The organism is Deltaproteobacteria bacterium, assembly GCA_016234845.1.
Taxonomy (GTDB): Bacteria; Desulfobacterota; Deferrimicrobia; order Deferrimicrobiales; family Deferrimicrobiaceae; genus JACRNP01.
In genome coordinates this window covers 1-6,948 of the sequence record JACRNP010000195.1, presented here as the reverse complement: position 1 = coordinate 6,948, position 6,948 = coordinate 1, and the positions used below count along the sequence as shown (strand labels likewise).

Here is a 6,948-nt window from a genome sequence, read left to right as displayed (position 1 = left end):
CTTCCCGTACATGACCCTGCCGCTGTTCGTGGGACGCGAGGGATCGATCGCCGCGGTCGACGAGGCGCTGGCGAGGGACCGGTACATCTTCCTCGCGACGCAGAAGGACCCCTCCGTGGAGGACCCGAAGGCGGAGGATCTCTACCCGATGGGCACGGTCGCGATGATCATGCGGATGCTGAAGCTCCCGGACGGGCGTCTCAAGATCCTCATCCAGGGCGTGACCAAGGGGAAGATCGTCGAGTTCATCGAGGGGAAGCCGGGGGTTCGGGTCCGGATCGACCGGGTCGTCGAGCTGCCGATGAAGGAAGGGTCGCTCGAGGTCGAGGCGCTGATGCGCGCCTCGCGGGAGAAGATCGAGAAGATCCTCTCCTTGAAGAACATGCCGGTCGAGATCCTGATGGTGACCGAGAACATCAACAATCCCGGGGTGCTCGCCGACCTCGTGGCGTCGAACCTGCGGCTCAAGATCGAGGAGGCGCAGGGGGTGCTCGAGGAGGAGGAGCCGGTCGCGCGGCTCACGCTGGTGAACAACCTGCTCTCCCGGGAGCTGCAGCTGGCGGAGATGCAGGCGAAGATCCAGAACCAGGCCAAGGAGGAGATGTCGAAGAGCCAGCGGGAATATTTCCTGCGGGAGCAGATGAAGGCGATCAAGCAGGAGCTGGGCGACATCGACGGGAAGGCGGAGGAGGTCGAGGATCTCCGGGAGAAGATCCGGTCCGCGGGGATGCCCGAGGAGGTGGCGAAGGAGGCGGAGAAGCAGCTCCGGCGCCTCGAGGGGATGCACCCCGACTCGGCGGAGTCGTCGGTGGTGCGAACCTACCTGGACTGGATGGTGGAGCTCCCTTGGAAGAAGGAGACCCGGGACAACATCCAGATCGGGAAGGCGAAGAAGATCCTCGACGAGGACCACCACGACCTCGAGAAGGTCAAGGAGCGGATCCTCGAATACCTCTCCGTCCGGAAGCTGAAGGAGAAGATGAAGGGGCCGATCCTCTGCTTCGTCGGTCCCCCGGGCGTGGGGAAGACGTCGCTGGGGAAGTCGATCGCCCGCGCGATGGGGCGGAAATTCATCCGGATGTCGCTGGGGGGGATCCGGGACGAGGCGGAGATCCGCGGGCACCGCCGGACGTACGTCGGCGCGCTTCCGGGGCGCATCATCCAGGGGATGAAGCAGGCGGGAACGCGCAACCCGGTCTTCATGCTCGACGAGATCGACAAGGTGGGGGCCGACTTCCGCGGGGACCCGTCCGCCGCGCTGCTGGAGGTCCTCGACCCGGAGCAGAACTTCGCCTTCAGCGACAACTACCTGAACGTCCCGTTCGACCTGTCGAAGGCGCTGTTCATCGCCACGGCGAACGTGATGGACCCGATCCCGCCCGCCCTGAAGGACCGGATGGAGATCATCCAGCTCGCCGGGTACACCGACGTCGACAAGCTGGCGATCGCCAGGAAGTTCCTCCTCCCGCGCCAGCAGGAGGAGAACGGCATCAAGCCGGGGCAGGTAGCGATGGGGGACAAGGCGATCCTCGCCATCGTCCACCAATACACCCGGGAGGCGGGCCTGCGGAACCTGGAGCGGGAGATCGGGCAGGTGTGCCGGAAGGTGGCCCGGAAGATCGCCGAAGGGGAGAAGGGGCCGTTCGTCATCACCCCGAAGGGCGTCGCGAAGTACCTGGGAGCCCCCAAGCACATCCCGGAGACGGAGGGGGAGGCCGACGAGGTGGGCGTGGCCACGGGCCTCGCCTGGACCCCGACCGGGGGCGACATCCTCTTCGTCGAAGTGTCGCTGGTGGAGGGGAAGGGGGGCGTGATGATCACCGGCTACCTCGGGGACGTGATGAAGGAGAGCGCGCACGCCGCGATCACCTACGTCCGCTCGCGCGCGGCCCGGCTCGGGCTGCCGAGGAATTTCCACGCCCGGCACGACATCCACATCCACGTTCCCTCCGGCGGGATCCCGAAGGACGGCCCGTCGGCGGGGATCACGATCGCCACCGCGCTCGTCTCGTCGCTGACCGGCATCCCGGTGCGGCGCGACGTCGCGATGACCGGCGAGGTGACGCTCCGGGGCCGCGTCCTCCCGATCGGCGGCTTGAAGGAGAAGTCCCTGGCGGCGCTGCGGGCGGGGATCGGCAACGTCGTCGCCCCCGAGTCGAACCGGAAGGACCTCGAGGAAATCCCACGCCACGAGGCGAAGCTGGTGCGCTTCACGCTGGTCCGGAGCATGGACGACGTGCTCGCCCTGGCGCTCACGAAGAACCCGTTCCGGAGCGCCGCGCGCGGTGCGAAGTCCCCGCCGCGAGCTTCGCGCCGGCGGGGTACCCCCGAGGGGAAGAGCCGAGGGGGCACGGTGAAGAAGCGGTGAAGCGGGACGACTCCGGAGACCCCGACCCCGCACGCGGAACGGCGCGCGGGGGTCGTGCGCCCACGCTCCGCGACGCGGGCGAGTTCGGCCTGATCGCCCTCGTCGGCCGGAAGTACGGGGGGAACCCCACCCGCGGGGAGATCCCGATCGGAGACGACGCGGCGGTGCTGCGGGTCCCCGGAGGACGCGCGGTCCTGTCCACCGACCTCCTGATCGAGGAGGTCCACTTCTCGCTCCGCTACTTCCGCCCGGAGGAGGTCGGGTGGAAGGCGCTCTCCGCGAACCTCTCCGACCTCGCCGCGATGGGCGCGCGCCCCCTGGGCTACCTCGTCGCCTTCGCCTCCCCGGCCCGGACGCCGGTCTCCTCGATCGACGCGATGTTCCGCGGCATGGCCCGCGCCGCGGCGCCTTCCGGAATGCGTCTCCTGGGCGGCGACACGTGCCGGGGGGAGCGGCTCACCCTGTCCCTGACCGTCGTCGGCTGCGTGGAGCGCGGGAGGCCGGTCCTCCGCGTGGGCGCGCGACCGGGAGATCTCCTCTACGTAACGGGGGAGCCGGGCTGGTCGGGACTGGGCTTTCGGCTGCTCCGGGGCGGCCGGCCCGCGGCGCCGCGCGGTTGGAAACGGCGGGCGATGCGCGCGCACCTCGCTCCGGAGGCCCGCTGGCGGGAGGGCCTGATCGCGGGGGCTTCGGGGGCGGCGGCCTCGATGATCGACGTGAGCGACGGCGTCCTGCCGGACCTGTCCCACCTCCTCGAACGGGACGGCCTCGGCGCGGAGTTGACGGAAGCGACGTTCCCGGTATCCGCGTCGTACCGCAAGGCGTCGTCCGCCCTCGGCGTCGATCCGCTGGCCGCGTTCCTGTGCGGCGGCGAGGATTACGAACTGCTGATGGCGGTCCGTCCGTCCCGGCGGGGGATCTTTCTGCGCGCCGTCCGCGCCTTTCCCGCGGGCGCGACCCCGATCGGATCGGTGACCCGGCGTCCGGGCATCCGCATCCGGAGGACGGACGGCTCGACGGTCGAGGGGGCCGGGCTCCCGTCCGGCTTCGCCCACTTCCCTTGAAATCGTTCCTCCTCCCCTTCCTGTTCCTCGCCTCCGCCTTCTTCTCCGCGACGGAGACGGCGCTGTTCGCCCTGCGCCGCGTCGACCTGCTCCGCTGGAAGGAAGAGGGGGAGCGGCGGGGCGCGCTGATCGAGCGGCTCCTCTCCCGCCCCGGCCGGCTGATCGCGACGATCCTGATCGGGAACGAGATCGTCAACGTGGCGATCTCCTCCGTCCTGGCGGCGATGCTCCTTCCCCTCTATCCGCGGTACGGCGAGGTTCTCGCCCTGGCGCTGGGAACGGTGGGGATCCTCATCCTGGGAGACATCACCCCCAAGAGCATCGTCTGGCCCAGGGCGAAGACCTTCTCCTTGCGGGTCGCCGCGCCGATCCAGGCGTTCTCCCGCGCGGCGGCGCCGCTGCTGACCGTCATGGAGTGGCTTTCCGAGCGGATTCTCCGGCTCCTCGGATCCGGTTCCACGCCGGAGACCCGCGAGGCGATCTCCGAGGCCGAGTTCCGGGCGCTGGTGGACGTCGGGGAGGAATCGGGAACCCTGGATCCCGGGGAGAAGGAACTCATCCACAACATCTTCGAGATGACCGACCGGCGCGCCGGGGAAATCATGACCCCGCTTCCGGACGTGTTCATGGTGCCGCGGGATCTTCCGTACGGAGAGCTGATCGATCGGTACCGGAGGTACCGCAAGTCGAGGATCCCCGTGTACGAGGGAGAGCGGAGCAACGTCGCGGGAATCCTCCACTTCAAGGATCTTCTCCGTTCGACGGCCGAGGGCATGGATCCTTCGGCGTGGCGAACCCTCGTACGGCCGTCGTTCGTCGTCCCCACGGCGAAGAAGCTGCCGCTTTTGCTTCGCGAGTTCCAGCGGAGGAAGGTCCACATCGCCCTGATCGTGGACGAGCTGGGGGAGCCGGCCGGGATCGTTACGCTCGAGGACGTCCTCGAGGAGCTGTTCGGCGACATCCGCGAGGAGCACGACCGGGAGGAGAAGGAGATCGCGGCGCGCACCGACGGATCCCACCTCGTCCTGGGGAAAACCCCGGTCCGCCGCCTCAACGAGGCGTTCGGAACGAAGTTCCCGGACCGGGATCGGGAAACGGTGGAGGATCTCCTGCTCCACGAGTTCGGCCGTCTCCCGCGGGGAGGGGACCGGATCGTCCTCTCGGGGTTCTCCTTCACCGTCGAGCGCCTGAAGGGGATCCGGATCGTCGAGGTGGGCGTGCGTCCGATGCCGGGGGAGCCGGCGTAGGCCATGGAGCTCGCGGCCATCATCGCGTTGTGCCTCCTCCTCCAGGGGGTGTACGAGGGGGCCGAGATGGTCCTTGTCTCCGCGGACCGGCACCGGCTCCAGGAACGCGCCCGGCGCGGGGAGCGGGGGGCGAAACTCGCCCTTTCCCTGCTGTCCCATCCCGAAGGCGTCCTCGCGACGACGTTGACCACCACCAACATCTTCATCGTGCTCGGCAGCGTCCTCACCACTTCCCGCCTTCTTCCGGCGCACGGGGAGTACGCGGAGTGGCTCTCCGTCGGCATCATCACGCCCCTCGTCATTCTCCTGGGGCAGGTGGTGCCGAAGACGTTCGCCCGGCAGCGCGCCGACCGCCTGGTGGGCACGGCCGCCGGCATCATCCGGTTCGCGCAGGTCCTCCTGTACCCGGTCGTGACCGCCGTTTCCTTCATCGCCCGGGCGGTCTCGAAGCCGTTCGGCGGCATGCCCTCCCTGCGGGCGCTGCTCACCCGGGAGGAGCTGGCCCTGATCCTGCGGATGAGCCGCGGAGGGGGGTCGGACGTGGAGGCGCACGAGCGGGTGATGGTGCGGCGGGCGTTCCACTTCGGGGAAACCCGCGTGGCGAACGTCTTCCGGCCCCTCCCGCAGGTCGCGGCGCTTCCCGAGGGGGCGTCGTGCGGGGAGGCTCTGCTCGCCGCCGCCCGCAGCGGCTACTCGCGCTACCCCGTCTACAGCGGCCGCCTGGACCACGTGCTCGGCTACCTCCACGTGCTCGACATCGCCGGGAGCCCGCCGGACGCCTCCATCCTTCCGTTCCTCCGGAAGGCGCTCTTCGTCCCGGAGCTGATGCCGCTGGACGAGCTGCTGCGGAGCTTCCGGGAGGCGCGGACATCGTTCGCCGTCGTCGTGGACGAGTTCGGCGGCGTGACCGGCGTCGTCACCGCGGAGGACGTCGTGGAGGAGGTGGTCGGGGAGATCGAGGATGAATACGACCGCGGCATGGAATACTATACGAAGGTCTCGGACGACGAGTTCGTCGTGCCCGGCCGGATGGAGATCGGACGGTTCGCGGAGGAGTTCGGCGTCCGCCTCGCGGAGGGGAATTACACCACGATCGGAGGGTTCCTCACTTCGCTCGCCGGACGGATCCCCGCCCCGGGGGAGTCGTTTTCCGTCCCCGGGGCCGTCCTTCGCGCAGAGACCGTGTCCGAGCGGGCGGTCCTCGAGGTGCGGGTTCGCCGGGTGACGGAGGAGGACGGGGGGGAGCCCGCCCCCGGTCCGGGTGAAAAGGAATGAGGAGGGGATCCTGACGAAGGACCGGCTGAAAAGGCTTCTCGCGGAGGTGGCCGCCGGGGCGGTGGCGGTCGACGACGCGTTCGAGCGGCTGCGCGCCTTGCCGTATGAAAATCTCGGTGACGCCCGCGTCGACCACCACCGGGGGATCCGGCAGGGGGTCCCCGAGGTGATCTTCGGGGAGGGGAAATCCGCGGAGCAGATCGTCGCGATCGCCCGTTCGATGCGCCGCGCCGGGACCGGGGTGCTGATCACGCGCCTCTCCGACGAGAAGATCCGCGCGATCCGCCGGAAGTTCCGGGCGGCCGTCGTACACAAGAAGGCGCGCTGCGTGGTCCTGCCGGACGGAAAGCGCGAGGCGGCGGGCAAGGGGACCGTCCTAGTGGTCACAGCGGGCACGTCCGACGTTCCGGTCGCCGAGGAGGCGGCGGTGACGGCGGAGTTCCTCGGCAACCCGGTGGATCGCCTCTTCGACGTCGGGGTGGCGGGGATCCACCGCCTGCTGCTCCAGGAGGACCGGCTGCGCAAGGCACGTGTGATCGTCGTGGCGGCGGGCATGGAGGGGGCGCTGGCCTCCGTCGTGGGGGGCTTGACCGACAAGCCGGTCATCGCGGTTCCCACCAGCGTCGGGTACGGGGCCAGCTTCGGCGGCGTGGCCGCGCTCCTCGGGATGCTGAACTCGTGCGCGCCCACGGTGGCGGTGGTCAACATCGACAACGGCTTCGGCGCCGGCGTCCTCGCCTCGGTCATCAACCGGCTGTGAGCCGCCTCCTCTACATCGACTGCTTCTCCGGGATCGCGGGGGACATGGCGACGGCCGCCCTCCTGTCGCTGACCGGCGCGGAGCGGGAACTTCGGAAGGCGCTCAAGGGAGTGCCGCTCTCCGGCTACCGGCTGTCGGTGGAACGCGGGACATCGGCCGGAGTCGCCGGGACGCGCGTCCACGTGAACGTGTCGAAGGGGAGGGCCGGGGCCCGCCACCTTCCGGACATCGTCT

6 protein-coding genes are annotated in these 6,948 nt (G+C 69.6%); all 6 read left to right on the top strand.

The genetic code is table 11. The features are described 5' to 3' along the window. Positions 1 to 2,368: endopeptidase La (gene lon, locus HZB86_12130; protein ID MBI5906271.1), on the top strand; the 2,368-nt coding region annotated here is incomplete at its 5' end. Then, a complete protein-coding gene (gene thiL / locus HZB86_12125) occupies positions 2,365 to 3,432 on the top strand; it encodes a thiamine-phosphate kinase (protein ID MBI5906270.1) in 1,068 nt (355 codons plus the stop codon). The genes lon and thiL, both read left to right, overlap by 4 nt. Continuing rightward, a complete protein-coding gene (locus HZB86_12120) occupies positions 3,429 to 4,679 on the top strand; it encodes an HlyC/CorC family transporter (protein ID MBI5906269.1) in 1,251 nt (416 codons plus the stop codon). The genes thiL and HZB86_12120 overlap by 4 nt, the downstream gene beginning before the upstream one ends. Before the next feature lie 3 nt (positions 4,680 to 4,682). Then, the gene (locus tag HZB86_12115) at positions 4,683 to 5,954 is read left to right on the top strand and encodes an HlyC/CorC family transporter (GenBank protein MBI5906268.1); all 1,272 of its coding nucleotides are present in this window, start codon (positions 4,683 to 4,685) and stop codon (positions 5,952 to 5,954) included. Positions 5,955 to 5,964: 10 nt separating this feature from the next. Next, on the top strand, positions 5,965 to 6,714 hold the full coding sequence (gene larB, locus HZB86_12110; GenBank protein ID MBI5906267.1) for a nickel pincer cofactor biosynthesis protein LarB: 750 nt from the start codon (positions 5,965 to 5,967) through the stop codon (positions 6,712 to 6,714). Beyond that, positions 6,711 to 6,948: DUF111 family protein (locus tag HZB86_12105; protein MBI5906266.1), on the top strand; the 238-nt coding region annotated here is incomplete at its 3' end. The genes larB and HZB86_12105, both read left to right, overlap by 4 nt.

Bases quoted from the DNA above. Each gene is read 5' to 3' on its own strand.
- HZB86_12115 (MBI5906268.1), top strand. From the start codon at position 4,683: ATGGAGCTCGCGGCCATCATCGCGTTGTGCCTCCTCCTCCAGGGGGTG.